A 17,864-nucleotide genomic window follows, 5' to 3' on the forward strand; every position below is an offset into this window, starting at 1 on the left:
AAGAGAGGAATAGAAATGCTGCGCTCTGTACAGAATAATACGGTTCTGCTGGCAGGCTGGTTGTTTGCCGACTTGTTGCTCGGCCTGATGGTAATTTTCCTGGCCGCCATTCCAGGCGTGCCACCGCCAACGCCTCCTGCGCCACCCAGGCTTATCGTCAGCCCCAAGACGCTGGTGCCGCAGAATCCCGACTGCGCAATCGGTAATATTGATAAGCCGCGCTGTGAAGCTGTGATCACGCTGAAAGAGAGCGATGACTCCAGAGTTAATGTGACCTGGTCCGTACGTAGCGATATTAGCGATGTCATTAATTTTTCGCCCGCTACTGGTACCATCACACCCGGACAAGAAGTGCAGGTCAAAATATCGAAGGTGCCATGCCAGAATGGTTCGTTTATCTTTGATGGTACCGCCAGTGCGGCTTCTCAGACTGTAGCCTGGAAATGTACGGCCAAACCCGATCGCCTTGAATCCAGTTATGTGCCCTTGCGTTTTACTGGCGAGGATACCGATGGCATCTTGAATAATGATCGTAGGGCCATTGATCGCCTGAAACGTGAGATCAAGGGTCGGCGTGAATTGCGCAATCGTCGTGTTGGCCTGGTAATCATTAAAGGCGGTGCTGAATTGAATAATCCCGACCGTGGTGCGGAGGTGGCGAAAAAAGTCTATGGTATCCTGGATCAACTATCAGCTGAAAGATTTGCGCCTTTTGCGGATGCCTCGCACTATCAGCCACTATTTAATACTGCTGAAAATACAGACGTAATCATTATTGATGTCTATCTATTCAAAATCACGCAATAGCTGGCTTGTTCAGGGAAAAGGATTGAGCTGTGCGTCTAGTTTCCTGTGGGTGTACGCATAGGTCCGGGTCTATGACGGAGTTCTTCAGGTGTTCTGCACGAGTGAATCTAGCTGTGTATCGATGCGTGACGGTATAAGATAGTTGGCTGTATGGGCTTCGAAGAGGGGAAGTAGTTGCTCTTCATATAGTTTTTCGCTGGCGATGGTGGCGATGAATTGGGCATAGGCTGAGGGTTCGCTATGGCTGATCTCACCGCTGATCAGGTTGAGGATAAAGTAATGGTGGTACTCATTGGTTCCCGGTTGGAAGGGGATCTGTGCGGGGACGCCGGTGAGTATGAACTGGCTTTGGTAGGGGTCGTGCTGGTAGGTGGAGAAGCTGAGCAGGGGACGGCAGGCTGGCGGTAACATACAGCTGATGGCGGCGATCCAAAGGGCGATCTGATCGCTGGTGCCGATGAGGATTATACTGCGTTGACTGTGCTCCAGATGAAGTACTGCGTTGATGAGGGCTGCCAGATATTGTCTGTTCTGCTCACTATGCAGGAGTGACCAGACCTGTTCTGTGTCCAGTACTGGCTCCAGTTCTAGATCAGAGAGGAGCGGCAATTCGTCTGTGGCTGTGTTGTCCTGTGCTTTCCAGAAAGAACTTTGCCAGAAGAAGATGGGTGGGATATTGCTGAAGAGTTCAGGTGGCATGATCAGTGAGTGGGCAAAAAAGTTGCCGGGACGTCCATTGTCGTCGTTGCCGGTGGATTGACTGTGGATGAGGAAGCTGGTCTCTTCGTCCTGGTAAAAATAGCGCAGGGCGACCGGATGTTGCGCGACTGCGCTGGCATCTAGTCCGGCTGGCAGGCGGTAGGCTAGCATACGCAGGAGCCGTGCCTGATCGGCTGCTAAGATGCCAGGCGACATGGCTCTGGTTTGAAAACCGCGGCGCCCATTGGCCTTGTTCACAAAAGAGGTGTAGTAATGCTGTTGTATGGGCATATGTTCGCTTTCCTTTCACTTTTATTTACGCTGTCTTTTGGTCCAGCCAGCCAGGGTTATGTTGTTTAATCGAGCCTCAATTTGGTATCACTGGGATGTTGAATGGTGACAAAATTATAGGCGCTGCTATCCTCCAGGTATAATTTACCGAAGGTACGTGGCTGATAATTCTGTTCGGGCAGTGGCATACTGAGCTCCCTCTCAATGTGGGTTGGACCCTGATGCCAGAGCCGTTCACCTTCGTTCTTTTGTAAGGGGAGGCGCTCGCGCCGGCATATCAGTACTATGGCGGGCAGCAGGCCGGGAGTCTGGGCGCGGATATAGAGTGTGCGTTTCTTGCCGAAGCGAGCTTTACGGATCTCATATGTGAGCGTGACTTTTGGTGCCAGCCTGGCCTGCAGCTTTATCCCAGGCGCTTGAATACGATTTTGTCCCTGTCGGATCAAGGTTGCGACACGGATATAGCATTCCTGAGGCCGATCTTCGCGCAATTCAAAATGGCCAACGTTTTCGTACTCGGCTTTCGTGATGTAATGTGTTTTGGCCGCTGGATATTGCCAGCCATCGTGATTATAAGTAATTGCCACTTCCTGGCAGCTGGCAGGCCAGTTCCACTGCAGACGGATCTTATTGCCCATATTCTCGCTGCGCAGGTTGGTTACCTCATCAATGCAGGCGTAGGGTCCTTCATTGCCTATATAGGCCATGCCCCCAAAGGTAACAACCGGTGTGTAGTAGCATATCCCTTGCTTTAACCAGGTCTCGACCAGGGAGTGGGCCAGCCCTTCCAGGGTCTGTCCATAGTTTTGGAGCTGATCGACTGGAATGCTCTCTCCAGGTGAGAGTCCAGTGCTCTTCTCTGATTTCAGGATCACTACTTTGCCTTTAGCACTTTGTGGCCACGATAATTGCACCCGATAACCTTGCGCTAGCTTCTCATTGCTGATTTCAAGCTTACTGATGACTGTGGGTGGCGCCTCTGGCCGGGCTTTCACAATTTTACCCGGCGAGGTTAGGATCTTGCCTTGATTGTTGAATTGGCTGTAGATGCCATAGTAGTAGGTATGCTCGTTCAAGACGTTGTGATCGACAAAACGTGCCTGCTCGGTACTGGTCAGGCGTATTCCATCATCAATAGAGCGAGGGGCGATACTCTCTTTACGCACAATGATTACTTTATGCACATTCGGAGGAGAGGTCCATTTGAGGAGAACCTGGTTGTTATGGACTTCAATAATTTCTTTGTGCACATCCTGTATCAGGAAGATCGGCTTGTTGAGCAGGGTCGGCTGTGGGGCGATCACATCCTCATACTCAGTGAAGATCGCATAGTAGAGGGGGACGCCCACCTCGCTCTGTGTATCATCATAGCTAGTGGCGGTGAGCGTGGCGAGCAGCTTGCCATCGGTGGGGGTAATGGGTTGTGAATGAGCTTTGCGCACTATTTTATAGCTTACGCCTTGCGTGGGCGATGGCTGCCAGTTCAGGCTAACCAGCGTACCACTGACGCTAGCCTGGAGTTGAAGCGCTGGCATTGGCGGCATTGCCTTGAGCAATTCACGCGCCTCGCGATAATCGCTACAAAGCTGCAAGGCGGTGCGATATAGCCCGGCTCTCTCTTCGCGATCCTGAACCCCTTGCGCCTTGTTGAGGATGCTACGGGCCTGCGTGATCGTATCACTAATGAGTTGCTGGTAATGCTGACGATTAGGAAGGTTGGCGCGATTGGCTGTGAGGAACTCCTGAGCTTTAAATAAGAGTTTCTGGCCGATCAATTGGCTGAGCTGTTGTTGCAATGCCTGTTGTTCTTTGGCACGATTTTGTAGCTCACTTTGATAGGTCTTTAGCTTTTGCACCCGTGCATCTGGTTTGCTCGGATTCCAGAGCGAGGCGACCTCGTCGAGCAGGTGCTTGGCTTCTACATAATCATTTTCAAAAGGAAACTTTTCCAACAGCTCATCTACATAGAAGCGATTGCCGGTCGCGAAACCACAGCTATCACAACCAGTGGCGTCTGCGCGCACGGCCGCGTTGCAGTTTGGGCAGGTGGTGAGCAGTTCCTTATGGCAGCGCTCGCAGAACTTGTTGGCTGGCTCATTCATCGCATTACAATGTCCACAGCGTACCAATTTCTTGGTCTGAGCATTTATGGACGAAACCTGCACAAACCAGTTGCGCCGTTGGGCCATTTCACGCAGCCGTTCGATAGCTATCTCGTCGGCCCAGCCAGCCTCGCGGGTCTTCTTCAGAAAAACCTCAGTCTGTCCTACCGTCATGGTTTTGTCAGCGCTACGCGTCACCGAATCCGAGAGTTGCTTTAAGATCTGTTCCAGTGAGCGCAGGCGGATACTTTCATCATAACTTTCTCGCTTAGCAGACGAACTAAAGATGGCTTGTGCCTGGCCTGCCAGGTCCTTTTTTGCATCTATATCCACTGTGGGACTGCGCTTGACCATATCGTTATATAACTGTTCTGCCGCCTGTCGTAATTTATCATTTGAAACGGTCTGGTCGAGTCCCAGTACCTGGTAGAGGGTATCCATAGCCAGGATATGTAGTTGTTCGTTGATTTTTTTGAGCTGTGATTCCTCAAGGGGTTGAACTTTTGAGCCTGTATTAGCGCCTGACTCGGGAGCTTTAGGCACCACCGGCACGGTTAACAGGGCGCGGATATCTTTTTCGGTCAGCGTTTTGGCATCTTTGACCAGCGCATCTAATTCCGCTTGAACAATATAGCCACGTGCAAAGGTAAATTCCAGGCTCTCCTTCAGACTGGTTAGCTCAGCATTTTTAGCCGAGGCGCGTTCAGTCCTGGCCTCCTTCGCCTGTTTCTCTCGTTCCTCTGGATTTTTCTTAAACGCATCCGCACCCTTCAACAGCTCAAGATTTTTCTTGGCTTCCAGTGCCGCACGCCCTACCCCGTTACTTTTACGGCTCCACTCAATGCGTTTGGCGCGCACCTTATTATCAAAATCGGCCTCATTCCAACGCGTATCTGGATCTAATTGGAGTAGCAGGTAGAAGTTAGTTGTAGTATTCGTCGTGCTCATATCTTCTTTGTCCGCTTCTATTAAAGGTTAATTGATGCGTAGCTAGGCGCGTTTGCTACCCCTTGATCCTGTGATTTCCTGGGCGATGGTGCTGAATGTCTCGGTTAGTTTCCCTAAATCTGTAAAGAGACTTTGTTCTGACGACGAGGCAATCTGAGCCAGGAAGTTGCGGTCTGCACCGCCGAAACCAATGGCAATAATCTCGATTAGTTCGCGATGACAAATTTGGGCTGCTGTGATCGCTCTGGCCTGATTGACCCATCTTCCATCTGTTAACACTACTGCATAACGGGCGTCTGATTGTTTTTTTAGTAGAGCGTGGATATCATCAAATGGATGCGCTAAATTTCCAAAGCCCGTACGGCCAATGGCCAGTCCATCAATCGCTTGCTCAATCTTTTTTTTGTTGTTTGTGGCATGAAGATCGATAGTGGCGCGGTCTGAAAAAGAAATCAAGCCAATGGAGGTTGATTGCAGATCGCACTGTCTCATAAACTCGCGGGCGGCACGCTTGGCCTCTTCCAGGGGGCGGCCTGACATACTGCCCGAGAGGTCGAAGGCCAGATAGACCGTGAGTTGTCGTTGCTGCTGCGTTGTTTGTTGGGTTGGTGGGAGTGCAAAGCGATCCGGTACATCGGATGGCAATGGCTCGATTGTGAGCTTGAGCGGCTGGCCTGTACTGGTTTCACGGGCGGAAATGTTGACCACGCCGTTCTTATCATAGGCATAACTGATCTCTAGTTTCGCAATTTTCCCGGCGATGGCTGGAAAATCGCTAAAAACGTAGCAGCCCAGATACGTACATTCCAGCGGTTTATCGGTTTCTCCCTGAGTTAGAAAAACTTCCAGCCGCGTATCACCTTTGGGTCGTACCGCGATCTGGTAAGGACGTGCATTCTCTATTGGGATGGGCTTGTTCTTTTGGATAATGATGCTATTGAGGTAGCGCGTCTGGTCGTCACTCTCGGCGATCAAGCCCAGGCTATGGGCGATGACGTCCACCGTCTTTTTGCGCCCTGCCAACTGTAATCTGGGCTCATCCTGGTTACGCTGTTCTACCTCCATAATCGCCTGGATCGCGGCCCCCAGCGCGACAGCCTCATCAGGATTGATGCCACCCATGGCGGGTTTGCCAGACATGCGCTCGATGAAGGTGCGCACGATCGGCATGCGTGTCGAGCCTCCGACGGGTAGGACACCGTTGATTCCCGACCAGGATAGATTGGCTTTCTTCAATACTTGTTCGGTCAACATCTGGGTTCTGGCCATCAGGTCATGGGTGAGCTCTTCAAAAGTAGTGCGACTGATGGTATATGTTTTCATTTGCCCGGCGGCCTGAATGCGAATAGGGGCGCTCTGGCGGCTTGAAAGAGACTGTTTAAGCTGCTCGGCCTGTACACTCAGATCGTTGAGCTCCTCATCGCTCATCTCAAGGCCGGTCTCTTGCTCGAAACGCGTGGAGAGATAGTGAATCAGGCTGTCATCCCAATCTTTGCCGCCCAGCTTGTTGTCCCCATCGGTAGCGATGACGGTGAGATCGGTGGCGGTGATTTCGACCAGCGAGATATCGAAGGTGCCTCCACCCAGATCGTAGACCAGCATGCGTTGTAGCCGGGAGCTGGGACGTATGCCATAGGCCAGGGCCGCTGCCGTGGGCTCGCTGATGATTTTTAAGACATCTAGCCCGGCCGCTTTGCCCGCCTGGATGGTTGCTATGCGTTGAGGATGGGTGAAATAGGCTGGAACGGTAATGACAGCCTCGGTGATTGGTGTGCCTAAAAACGCTTCTGCGCGTTCTTTGAGTGCGCGTAGGATCAGCGCGGAGAGATCCATTGGTGTGTAATCGCGGCCATAAAATGAAAGTAGAAATTCTGGATCTCCCATGCTGCGCTTAAAGAATGCGATGGTATCAGGATTTCCATTGGCCTGTGCCTCTTTGGCCAGCGCGCCTATAATTGGACCTTCAGGGGTAAATTGGACAACGGATGGCATGATTGCTTTGCTATCCGTACCGGGTATAATCTCAGGTTTTCCCTGGGCATTTACATAGGCGATTACCGAGTAAGTAGTGCCCAGGTCGATCCCAACAACTGTACTCATGCGCTAACTCCACCCTGCTGAAACTACATCAATCTCTGTTATGACTTCCGCTGGATAACTGGTCGCTTGCGATTAAGAAATTACCAGTTTATTCGAGCGTTGGCGGGCTACTTCTTTCTCTTCTTCCGAGATACCACGGGCCGTTTGAATCTCGATTTCGATTGACTGCTCGCTATGGGGCTCACGACCAACGATATGCAGCCGTCCCTCGCGATTGAGATCAAAGGTGACTTCAATCAGAGTGTCTTTGGGCAAGCGAGGGGGAAGATGAAGGACCGCATTGCCGATCTCCTGTCCCAGGGTCAGATCCCTGATTATTTTTTCAGTGACGCTGTTCTCCATCACCTTTAACTCAACAGTCTCCTGCTCAGCTTCCTGCGTATAGAATTTTCCAACTTTAGTGAATGGCAATGGATCGTTTACCAGTACCAGGTTGGAAATAACATCTTGCTGTGTGCTGGGGTCGAAGGCGATAATACCAAAGCTATGGCTGGCCACATTGGTAACAGACATATCATTATATTTTTTGACCGCGTGTAGTTTGAGTCCGCTGTCCTCGGCTACCTCTTGTTGCGCCTGCTCTTTGACGGTTTGTGAGACACTCTCCAGGTCGACCTTCTCCTCGGTTTTGCCTGTAAGCTCGGCGATTTTGTGAATGATCTTCTCATCGATCGCCAACTTACGACCATAAACGGCCGCGCCTTTGGCTAACGCTTGGTCTGGATCAAATACCTTGAGGGGAATATTGTACTCTTGTTTGAGACGCTCATTGACCTGTGGCATCTTCGTAGAGCCACCCACCAGCAGGATCTGATCAAACTTGCTATAGTTACGGGCTTTCGCGGCCTCGATGGTGGAGTTTGTGTAGTTGATGGTCTGTTCGAGCAGATGATTGGTAAGTTCATCAAATTTTTCGCGGGTCAATGGGATGCCAATGCGTTTTCCATTATGGGAGACGACGACGGTGGTCTCCTTGCGAGCTGTGAGTGCATGTTTGGCGTTTTCAGCCCGAATCCAGAGATCTTGCAGCGTCTCTTCGGTATCGACGGGATCATCGTTTGAGCCTGCTTCTTTCATCCACTGGTCGGCGACATAGCGGACCACGGCCTCATCCCAGTTGCGTCCACCCAGGGTGTGGTCGCCGCCGGTCGCTACTACGGTGATCGCACCCCCTTGAATCTCGATTACGGTAATGTCGAAGGTGCCCCCACCCAGATCATAGACCAGCACTACCTGGTCCTGCTCATTTTGCAAGCCATACATGACGGCGGCGGCGGTTGGCTCATTGATGATTTCGCGCACATTGAAACCAGCGATCTCACCGGCCTTCTTGGTGGCATCACGCTCGGCGATACCAAAGTAGGCCGGGCAGGTGATGACTACATCTTTGACCGGGATATTGATGGCCTGTTCGGCGTCATCAGCCAGCTTGCGCAGAATGTAGGAAGAGATCTCCTCGGCTGTATAGTCAGTTCCATTATAGTGGAAGCGCCAGTCGCTCTCGCCCATGTGGCGCTTCACCATCTCGCACGCTTCGGTTGGATTCATGACTGCACTATTCTTGGCTTCTTTACCAACAATGCGATTATCGCCTTCAAATTGCACGACAGAGGGGGTGGTTGAATCACCCTCCAGGTTAGGGATGACGACTGGCTTGCTAAATTCATCTACATAGGAGATGCAAGAGTATGTTGTGCCAAGGTCTATGCCAAATATTGTAGGTACTGTCTGATCGCTCACTGGATTATCTCCTCATGAGAATAGTTATGAAATAGAGTTGTGTGTGGCGAATTAGGCTTGTGGTTGCTCTGCGACATAGCGATAGGTTTCCACCATCTCTGGGCGCAGAACGCGGTTCTCATAGAGAAAACCTTTGCGCAAGCGACGGGCGATATGCTTGTCTAATGAGGCGTCGGGCGTTGGGATGGCCCGGAGTGTGCGCTGCTTAGTGGACACGAAGGTCTCTTCTTCCATCTGGAAGGTTTCCACTCCATTATTGCTTAACATTTCTTCCACGCTCTCTGCGAACGATTTGATATTGGCAATAATGGTGGCATCCAGACCAGAGAAATCTCTTTGCATGGTTTCCATGATGTGATTGATATCATCATAGAGTGAAATAAGGTCGATAAAAAGGGGACGCAAAATCTTGAAATGCAAGCCTTCGCGATAATTTTGTAGCTCGCTGTGGAGCGTATCAATCATGCGCTCCTTGCTCTCATCATATTTGACTTTTGTCTCGAAGTCTTGCTTTAACCCCTGCATGGTCATCAAAAGCTGTTGCATATTCTGAAATGTTTGCTCGATCAGCACTGCACTTTTATCTTCTGCGGTAGGAATAGCTGTTTCTTGTTCAGTGGGAGGAAGCGCGGTCTGTATTGGCGATCTAGCGGCCTCATCTGTAAATGCGGCCTGTTGTTCTTCCGTCATGCACGAACCTCGTTCTTCTTTGTAAGAAAAGAATTTGATTATATTAAACCATTAGGGTTTTTGCTGGCAAAGATGGATTTATTTGAATTATTGAATTGCCAATGCTTTTGTAGTATATTCTGAGCATGGTACGCTGTCAAGTGAAATTATGTATGACCATGTTCGTATGATTGAAGAAAATAGGTACATTTGAAAGGTTTCTATGGCTTTAGGATTTAATCTGTTTAGTATTGCCTGTACATGTGAAGCTGCGATTTCCAGGATGGCTATCCCTCTGGATGATCGATGGTATTTATAGTTACACCATAAAATATTATGAGTATTTTCGTTACTGAATGCTTTTCGATAACTGAGAAAATCAATCTCTCTTTACATATCTATCCGGGCAAGAGTGAATCAATCATCCTTTTGCACGGTGGACCTGGTGGCTATGATCTTTTTGTTTCCTCGGAGCGTGCCTTGCAGCGCCGTTTTCCCCAGGCTCAGGAAGTCTGGTTTGAAGAGAGCGGTCACTTTCCCTGGATTGAGGAGCCGGAAAAATTCAAGCGTGTAATAGGCACTTTTTATACACCCAATGCCTATTCTGGGAAGGAATAAAAGGGTATGTTTGATGATGAGGATAATGATGCGACTCGTGGTATAACAAGCGGCAATGTATTGCGTTGTCCACACTGCCACCGTACACGAGGCTATCGACCCATCAGGGTATTAAGCGGCGTAAAAGGCCAGCGTTGCCTGTCCTGTGGCACTGATCTGGTGCAATGTGGTTATTGCCAGCAGTTTACTATTCCGCCCCGGCCGACTCAAAAAGTTATATTTACCTGCCAGCATTGTGGCAAAAAGCTCGCGTAGTGAAAGATCCATGCATTTTCAAAGTATATGTATAAAGGCAAGGTAGATGGCCAGGAAAAAGAAGCATCCTCATAGTAAGGTTCAAGTAGGTAGCGGTCAGCAGGCTGTAACCCATCACTCTGGTGTGATGGTGACGCCGGATATAGCGCTGGCGCCTTTGGAGCAGTCCTGGGTCAGGGGGCGTGGCCTTTCTCTTTATATCCTATGGAAACGTACCGCTGGGGTAGTGGTTGCCTTGCCCGAGCATGCTACGATCTGGAGTCACCATACTCCTGTCAATTTATGGATGGTTACCCAATGTCAGTGGAACCCTGCTACGCAGCCAGATGCTGGTTGGTTTACCCTGACTGCTCTGCTTGAGGGATGCGATACGTTGCATGCTTACCTGGCGGCGGTGCGCCAGGCGCAGAAAGAAGTTGCTTATGTCATCTTGCAACTGGAGGAGATCCAGGTGACGCTACCGGCGGATGTGGTGAAGAGTATGCGCCGGCAGAAACAGTATCGCAAGAAGGCGTTGGCTGAGAGTGAAGATGGCGCGATTGAGGAGGCGCTGGATATCTTGCAGCGGCATCTGCAACTGAATGAGAGTGCCTTAGAGCAGGGTTGGTCACCAGGTCGCTTTACCCATTTTGATCGTGAAACTGGCCAGCGTGGTTGGCTGGTTATCTCACCACGAGAGGCTATTGCTGCTCGTCTGTCGGTGCAGCAGGTCTACAACTTAAGCAGTCTGCTCCAGCCACAGGATATCGAGTGGACGGGTCAGCCGGTCGCGCAGATAGCTTCTTCGCGTTATGAGCCGTTTTATGAGCGGGTGATGCAGTGGAATGCGACCAATGATATTTTTGAAACTGTGGTTCAGCTAGAGACGCTGGTGGCAGACGGACAACGTTCGACCGATGGCCAGCTCTGGTTGAATTTCGCGCTGGCCGGTATTGGTGTGCTCCTCTCTCTCTTTTCTCTTTCCCACCTTCGCTGGTTACAGATCAGCGCGCTGGCTGGTCTGGTCCTGGCATCGATCTTGCATGCCTGCTATGCTCGCTTTGGCAAACCGCTATTGCAAGTGCTCGGCTGGCTCTTCTTTGCGCTTTCTCTACTTGTTGTTGTCTTGCTCTACACTTTGAAATAATCCCTGTCTTTTTATTGCTCAATGTAAAATCTTTGCTGGAGGTAGTTACATGACCGCTGAATATATCCCTACCATATTTGGAATTGATCTAGGCACTACCTATTCCTGTATTTCGTATATGGATCAATATGGCAAACCTGTGATTGTGTCGCTGGAGGATGGTGGTACCATCTTACCTTCGGTGGTGCGCTTTGAGGGTGAACAGCGTATCGTGGGTATGGAGGCCAAGAATAGCGCCGTCCTCTTTCCTGATCAGGTGGTTAGAGAAGTGAAGCGGCACATGGGCCAGCCGGACTGGCGCTTCTTCTATAAAAGAATCGAGTATACAGCTGAGGAAATCTCTTCCTACATTCTGCGCAAACTGGTGTTGGACGCCGAGCGCTATCTACATGTTCCGGTGAAGGATGTGGTTATTACCTGCCCGGCCTACTTCGGTATTTTGCAGCGCGATGCAACGGTGCGAGCCGGTGAACTGGCGGGCCTGGTGGTGCGTGAAATCATTAACGAGCCGACCGCTGCCGCTATTACCTATGGTTTGCAGAATGAGAAAGATCAAACCATCCTGGTTTATGATCTGGGCGGTGGCACTTTTGATACCACGGTGATTACTGTTAAGGCGGGTGAGATCGCTGTGGTAGCTACTGGCGGGGATGATAATCTGGGTGGGCGTAACTGGGATGAGGGGTTACTGGTGTATCTGGCTGAGCAGTGGCAGGCTTTGAGCGGCTCTAACTCTGATCCTACCGATTCACCCGAGTCGTTGCAGGATCTCTGGAGTAAAGCTGAGGTTGCGAAGATTACATTGAGTTCGCGTTTGCATACCACTGTGACGGTTACCCATGAAGGGAAGCGTGTCTCTGTACCGCTGTCACGCGAGAAATTTGCTTTCCTAACGTCCCATTTGCTGGAGAAAACCATCAAGTTCACACAGGAGACGATGTATAACGCGCGTATGCGTGACTGTGAACACTATGATCAAATCATCCTGGTTGGTGGCTCAACTCGTATGCCCCAGGTCGCAGAGCGTTTGGCCAGCGAGTTTAACATCCCGCTCAGAATTTTTGAGCCCGATACAGCGGTCGCTAGAGGGGCGGCTATCTATGGCTACAAACTTTTCCTGGATGAAAAGATTGCCTGGAGGCTAGAGCAAATGGGAGAACAGAAGTCGGGTCCACAACAGCCTCAACCTCGCTCTTCGGTTATCCCTGAGGATTTACGAACAGCCCAGGCCGAGGTGGCCAAAAATGATGGTATGCCTTTTGAGACGGTGAAGAAGTTCAATGAAATGACCGTCTCTAATGTGACCAGTCATAGCTTCGGGGTTATCGTGCGTGACGTTGCGACCAATGAGGAGATTATCTCAAATATTATTATGATTAACGATACCCTCCCGATGACTGAGTCAAAGACCTTTTATACTACTATCCCTAATCAGGAAGTGGTAGAGATGAAGATCGTGGAGAATACGCAATTTGAACATCGTGTCTTTGAACTAGCGAAGGGACAGGAAGTTGGTAAAGTGAGCCTGCATTTGCCACCCCGTTTACCTGTGCAATCTCCAATCGAGGTTTCCTTTACCTTGCAGCGTGATGGACGCCTGTCCACGACTGCCCGTGAGCCTAAGAGTAATCGGCAGGTGATGGTTTATATTCAGACGGATCGCGTTATGTCTTCCGAACAGTATCAAGCTGCCAGGCAGCGTTCGAGTGGTGTATCCATCTCATAGAAGGTGAGCGTCAGGCGTGTATGGCGATTATCCTGTGTAGTCACTGTGGAAATAAGTTTGTGCGCTCTCCCGAGCGTAAACGCTGTCCTTTCTGCGATCAGCCGCCTGTGGATGCGCATGGGGTAACGGATGCCGCTAGCCCGCTGGCTGCGGCAGCAGAGCCTGTTTCTCCCTCCCCCACACCATCAGAACCACCGCTAGATGCGACTGAGGAAGCGCCTGTTCTGAGTGAGGAAGAGCAGGCTGCTGAAGCTTATGTGCAAAAATTATGCCATATTTTTGATGCTTTGCTGGTCGTAAATTCCTGGGAAGAAGCGCGTACATTGATCGAAGAAAATACTTCCTCACTGTTGATTCCCATCTGTCCGCCGGTGCTGGCCGCTATTAGCGCCTCGTTGCGCGAGAATGGGCATCCAGAGGTTGCCGAGCATGTGGATATGTATCAAGAATTGATACTGCATAGCCTGGCTTATGGTTTTGATCAGGCGTGGACGCATTTCTCGCAGTCTCAGGATGAGGCTGGCCAGGCGTTAAGGGCTCTCTTTCTGGCTCATACTAATGGTACTGTGCGCCAGGTTTTACAAGAACAGCAGGCGGTGCTCTTATCTCCAGTTGCTGTGGGCGCGCTTTATCGGTTGATCAATCACTTTGGTAGTGGGACCACACACGCCAATGCCTACAATGCCTATCTCTTGCAGCTTTTGTTGGATGCTCGCGAGGACATCTGGCCGCCCGAGGATCAGAAGTTACCTGTGATCGATGAGGCACAACTTTCCCTTGATGGCCGTATTACGATCTTTCCAGGTATGCCTGGCGTACATGTAGATGATCCCATGTTGAAGGAGATATTGAATGTTCCGCTCGTTCAGACTGGGCAACCTGTGGACAATGAGAAATTGAACGTGTATCTTGATCTCATTGTTGAGGCGATGCGCTATAGGGATTTATCCGCGACCGGAGCAGGAAATTGGTCGATAGATGCTAAAGGGAAAGCGGGGCTTCAAGCCAGGGTAGATGCCCTGTTACCGCATATTGATCGGGATAAGCAGCCGCAGTTCTGGGCTTTAATACAGAATATGCTTGAGATGTTGTCATTATCGGGTGGAGATCAAGAAGCGGTTGCTCTGCCAGCCGAACCGATTTTTTCGGTCGAGGAGGCTCCGGTACAGTGGATACAGGCGCAGATGTTACGCAGTTTTTATGCACTCGGCTATCTGGAAGATAATTTCAAGCGTGAGGAGCTGCAGGCCAGTTTTGATCAGGCCTTTCATTTGCTTGATCCTGTGATCAATATTGAGGAATGGAACTATGCGCTCGTGGGCCGCGCTCAGGTGAGGGTGCATCGCAGAACTGATAAACCCGTTCCAGTGCTTTTACAATCGCTAGAGGACGTGAATCAGGCGCTCCATTTTTTTACGTATGAGCGCAATCCTGAACGTTGGGCTATGACCCTGAACCTGCGCTGTTTGCTGTGTGCTGAATTAGGACAGCTTACTGGCGAGCACGCAAAATATAATTCTCGGGTTGTAGAGGATACTACTCAAGTGATTGCTTTCTGCCAGGAAGCTCAGATTTCATCCTATATGTATTATGATGCCTTGCTGGCGCGTGGTCTGGCTTATACGATGTTGGCGGGCCATAATCGGGACTATTCGCTGGATCTTGTGCTAGCCGATCTGAATATGGTCTTGCAGCAGGATGTGCAGTGTGAGCCGTTGACTGAGCACTGGGCTACCGTACATGTGGCATTGGGATCGGCCTATTATTATGTGCCGGGCGGTGAGCGGGTACAGGCCTTGCGGCAAGCTATTGCTCATTTTGAGGAGGCGCTGTGCGCTTTTACGCCGGAGCACAATCGTATGCAATGGGCGCACACTATCTTTTTGCGCGCGATGGCTTATAGCGATTATGCCGAGGGGAGTGTGCTGCGCAATAGAGAGCGTGCTCTGCAGGATATGTTGCGTATAGTAGACGATTTTTCGCCTGAGATTGCGCCGACGCTGTGGGCTTTTTTGCATGCTAATCTGGGTAATCTATACGTTACGCGTCTGATTGGCAAGCGTAGTGAAAATTATGAACGAGCGATCGAGCATCATAATCAGGCATTGACAATCCTTAACCCTGAAGAACATACCGTTACCTGGGCGCTTGTACTTGTGGGTCGGGGGGTTGCCTATCGTCAGGTAGCTATGCCAGCGGTGGATGAGCGCTACTCTTACACGATCAGCCCATTAGAGATAGTGACGCGGGCCTTCCAACCGCTTGGAGAAGGAAATATCGTTGAGGATATGGCGCGACTCTTGCCACATTATTTGGAATACATACAATTGGCACTACGAGATTTTGATGCTGCTCTGAGCGTTTTATCGCCAACCGCCCATCCGCGCGAGTGGAGTTATGCCCGCCGTGAGCGGTCTACTACTGATGCACTCTACAAAATATGGGGCGATTATACGGACGGTTATAAGGGTGCGCTCGAGGATCTTGATGCTGTGCTGGAGGTTTATGAGCGACAAAACCTGCGTTTTGATTGGGCTGTGACCCTCAATAATCGCGCGCTTTTCTATTTCTCGCGTTTACAAGCCGGGCAACCTGAGGCGGCGGCGCTTGCCTTGCGTGATGCAGCGGCGGCCCTGACGGTGTTTACACGTCTGAGCTATCCACGTGATTATCGTAATTTGTATGTTTTACGTGCCCGTGTCTTCTCCTACCTGGGACAATGGGAGCCGGCCCATGAAGCCTTGTTGATTGCGCGCGATGTCTTACGGACCACGCTCTTGAATGCTCCTTCCGGTAGTGATCAATTTGAGGAACTGGCTGAGGTATCGGAGCATGATATTTACGTCTATGCCGCCCAGGTATTAGTCAAGTTGCGCCGCTATGCTGAGGCGGTGGTGGCCCTGGAAGAGGGACGGGCCCAGCGACTACGGCTGGCGTTGGCGCTGGATACCATTACCACCACGCGTGCGACTGAAGATGCGGCGGCTCAAAAGCGGCGTCAGACTTTTCTTGCCCTGCGTGAAACATGGCATACGCGTCAGCAAACTCTCAATCTTGAAACGCAGCAGGGAGCTTTATCCCAGGCAGAAATGGACCTGGCGGCCCGGCAGCTAGAAGAGACCTGGCAGGAACTGATGAGCGTGGCTCAGATTATTCAGCAACATGATGATCCCTTATTTATGCAACCTGTTCCCACCCTGCAAGATATTACCAGCGCCCTGGCTACGAAGGACGAGGCACTGGTATACCTGGTCAGTGGTGCGTTCATGGCTGACCATGGTGGCATGGCATTGATTGTCTCCCACCAACCAGATGGTGAGCTTTCCATTCAACATCTAGACCTGCCACACCTCTCGCTGGAAGCCATCTCGGATGTGTTTGATCCAAATCCATCTGCTGATACGGTGCTAAAAATCCATTCCATTATTCACACGCTAGGCGCGGCGGGACTAACCTCATTGAGCCATTTTCTGTTGTCACAGCATCATCTATACCGTGTGCGCCTTATTCCATATGGACGGTTAGGACTTCTCCCTTTGCCGGCTGTTCAGGTGACATTGCCTGATAAGCAGCGAGCCTACTTTGGTGAACTTTTCGAGGTTACGCTGGTACCAAGCGCTCAGGCCGCGCGGATTTCTTACAACCATTTGCCAACCACCAAAGAAGATATCCTGGTGGTTGGCAATCCCCAGCCTTTGCCTGTTGGCTATAAAAGCTTGCACTATGCGGAGGCGGAAGCGGAAGTGGCTGCTGCCCTGGCTCGCAAACATGGTTATGCCGTCCAGGCTGTGCAGGAGATATTGGGTGAACAGGCGCTTAAACCGCAGGTAATTGAGGGATTGCAGCGGGCCTGGTATGCTCACCTGGCCTTGCATGGTGAATATGTACCCTATGATCCACAGGCCTCGCAGTTAATCTTTGCTGGCGATGAAGCTCTGCCAGAAGCTGAGCGTACCCTTACTTTACGCGAGACTCTGGATGGCCGGGTTAACCTGCATGGCCTGCGCCTGCTGGTGCTCTCCGCCTGTGAAACCTCGGTCATCGATATCGAATATGTACCTGATGAAGGACTTGGTTTGGCCAGTGGCTTTTTACAAGCAGGCGTATCTGGAGTAGTGGCCTCCCTCTGGCAGGTCAATGACCGTGCAACTTATCTGCTCATGAACCGTTTTGGCGATCTCTTTCTCAATCGATCTTTACAGCTTACGCCTGCGCAGGCTCTGGCGCAAGCGCAGCACTGGCTGCGTGAGGAGGCCAGCTATCAGGTCCTGGCAAATTATAAGCCGCAGATCCTGACCTTTTCTATTCAACGCATGAGCGAAAATCAGCAAAAAGTTCTCAATACCATTCGTCATCAGGCTGCTGAACATGCCCGCATTCATCCGAACACCCTGCCATATGCTGACCCCCGTTTCTGGGCCGCCTTTATTGTTACTGGTCGCTGAAATCGGCGTGGCAACTATGAGTTCGAGAATGTGGTCAAGTATGCCTGTATCCTCTATCCGGGCGACCTGGTAGACCAGCATCCCTTAAATCCTGTGTGGGCCTTGCCGGTGAGGCCTGATATGGAGGCCACCATGATATTCGTGCGACATGTACGGGATCAATAGAACTGAAACATCCGTCTCTGGGGTAGATGGTCTTTCACGATAATTGAAACGCTCTGTCCTCTACTAGTTATCTTTGCTTTAAATAGATGCTTCTATTTTAAAAATACTGTAGATTGACGTCTCTATCCTTAAAGAGCGTACAGCTGAACAATAGAGAATATGCTTGATTGGGC

The 17,864-nt window shown here is 50.7% G+C and carries 11 protein-coding genes; 6 read left to right on the forward strand and 5 right to left on the reverse strand.

Annotated elements, in window-relative coordinates; all coding sequences use genetic code 11:
• Positions 1-15 precede the first annotated feature (15 nt).
• Positions 16-807 carry a hypothetical protein gene (locus EL633_RS31755; RefSeq protein ID WP_126631222.1) on the forward strand — a complete coding sequence of 264 codons (792 nt, stop codon included), beginning with the start codon at positions 16-18 and terminating at the stop codon, positions 805-807.
• An 84-nt stretch (positions 808-891) separates the two neighbouring features.
• On the opposite strand, the gene EL633_RS31760 is transcribed toward EL633_RS31755, so the two are convergent.
• The 5 genes from EL633_RS31760 to grpE all read right to left on the reverse strand — a co-directional run bounded on the left by EL633_RS31760 (position 892) and on the right by grpE (position 9,377).
• A complete protein-coding gene (locus EL633_RS31760) occupies positions 892-1,797 on the reverse strand; it encodes a GAP1-N2 domain-containing protein (RefSeq protein ID WP_126631223.1) in 906 nt (301 codons plus the stop codon).
• A gap of 65 nt (positions 1,798-1,862) precedes the next feature.
• Positions 1,863-4,847 carry a double zinc ribbon domain-containing protein gene (locus tag EL633_RS31765; RefSeq protein WP_126631224.1) on the reverse strand — a complete coding sequence of 995 codons (2,985 nt, stop codon included), beginning with the start codon at positions 4,845-4,847 and terminating at the stop codon, positions 1,863-1,865.
• Positions 4,848-4,889: 42 nt separating this feature from the next.
• Complete coding sequence (locus EL633_RS31770) at positions 4,890-6,947, reverse strand: Hsp70 family protein (RefSeq protein WP_126631225.1); 2,058 nt, start codon at positions 6,945-6,947, stop codon at positions 4,890-4,892.
• Positions 6,948-7,019: 72 nt separating this feature from the next.
• On the reverse strand, positions 7,020-8,687 hold the full coding sequence (locus EL633_RS31775; protein WP_126631226.1) for an Hsp70 family protein: 1,668 nt from the start codon (positions 8,685-8,687) through the stop codon (positions 7,020-7,022).
• A 51-nt stretch (positions 8,688-8,738) separates the two neighbouring features.
• Positions 8,739-9,377 carry a nucleotide exchange factor GrpE gene (gene grpE / locus EL633_RS31780; RefSeq protein ID WP_126631227.1) on the reverse strand — a complete coding sequence of 213 codons (639 nt, stop codon included), beginning with the start codon at positions 9,375-9,377 and terminating at the stop codon, positions 8,739-8,741.
• 315 nt (positions 9,378-9,692) lie between these two features.
• On the opposite strand from grpE, the gene EL633_RS31785 reads away from it, so the two are divergent.
• From EL633_RS31785 to EL633_RS31805, 5 genes are read left to right on the forward strand one after another with little or no spacing between them, the layout of a single operon-like run.
• On the forward strand, positions 9,693-9,974 hold the full coding sequence (locus EL633_RS31785) for an alpha/beta fold hydrolase (protein ID WP_126631228.1): 282 nt from the start codon (positions 9,693-9,695) through the stop codon (positions 9,972-9,974).
• A gap of 6 nt (positions 9,975-9,980) precedes the next feature.
• Positions 9,981-10,229: a hypothetical protein gene (locus EL633_RS31790; RefSeq protein ID WP_126631229.1), complete on the forward strand. Its 249-nt coding sequence runs from the start codon at positions 9,981-9,983 to the stop codon at positions 10,227-10,229.
• A 46-nt stretch (positions 10,230-10,275) separates the two neighbouring features.
• Positions 10,276-11,355 (forward strand): hypothetical protein, encoded by a 1,080-nt coding sequence (locus tag EL633_RS31795; RefSeq protein WP_126631230.1) that lies wholly within the window; start codon positions 10,276-10,278, stop codon positions 11,353-11,355.
• A 49-nt stretch (positions 11,356-11,404) separates the two neighbouring features.
• Complete coding sequence (locus EL633_RS31800; protein ID WP_126631231.1) at positions 11,405-13,081, forward strand: Hsp70 family protein; 1,677 nt, start codon at positions 11,405-11,407, stop codon at positions 13,079-13,081.
• A 20-nt stretch (positions 13,082-13,101) separates the two neighbouring features.
• Positions 13,102-17,526 carry a CHAT domain-containing protein gene (locus EL633_RS31805; protein ID WP_126631232.1) on the forward strand — a complete coding sequence of 1,475 codons (4,425 nt, stop codon included), beginning with the start codon at positions 13,102-13,104 and terminating at the stop codon, positions 17,524-17,526.
• Positions 17,527-17,864 lie beyond the last annotated feature (338 nt).

It is taken from the genome of Dictyobacter alpinus (assembly GCF_003967575.1).
GTDB classification, from domain to species: domain Bacteria; phylum Chloroflexota; class Ktedonobacteria; order Ktedonobacterales; family Ktedonobacteraceae; genus Dictyobacter; species Dictyobacter alpinus.